1 protein-coding gene is annotated in these 593 nt (G+C 55.8%); it reads left to right on the forward strand.

Annotation, left to right across the window (positions count from 1 at the left end; genetic code table 11):
• Nucleotides 1-593, forward strand: a 593-nt coding sequence (locus HMPREF2894_RS09155; RefSeq protein WP_210399411.1) for an IS3 family transposase, incomplete at both ends; no start/stop codon positions are given.

Raw genomic sequence — 593 nt, forward strand, 5'->3', positions numbered from 1 at the left:
AAAGCCCTAGTGGTCGCTGAGCTTTCAGGGCATGGACACGCGGTGCGTGATCTCCTCGAAGCTGCTGGCCTTGCCAGGTCGAGCTACTACTACGCACTGGCTCACCCCCAACAGCCAACCAGAGTGCAGCTACGTCCCAAGGTCGCACAGATCTTTTCGCGGACCCCCAACGGGTGCGGTCACAGGCAGGTAGCCATGTGCCTGCGCGCTGAGGAAGGGGTGCGCATTGCCGATAAGACGGTTTTGAAGATGATGCGTCAGATGGGGTTGCGCTGCGGTATACGCCGTGAGAGGGCCTACCACAGGTACAACTCCTACAAGGGGGATGTGGGGCAAAGTTTCAAGAACATTATCGGTCGTGACTTCAAGGCTGATGGTCCTTGGCAGAAGTTGGGTACCGACGTCACCGAGTTTAAGCTTTCCTTTGGTAAGGCCTATCTCGCTCCGGTTTATGACTTTGCCAGTAAAGAGATTGTTGCCCACTCCATCTCGATGTGTCCTAATCTTGCCCAGCAGCAAGAGATGCTTCAGGTACTCATGGAGGCCAAACCCGAGGGAGCTAAGCCGATTTTGCACTCGGATATGGGGTGGCA

The sequence above is a fragment of the Rothia sp. HMSC066G02 genome (assembly GCF_001813145.1).
In the GTDB taxonomy this organism is placed as follows: domain Bacteria; phylum Actinomycetota; class Actinomycetes; order Actinomycetales; family Micrococcaceae; genus Rothia.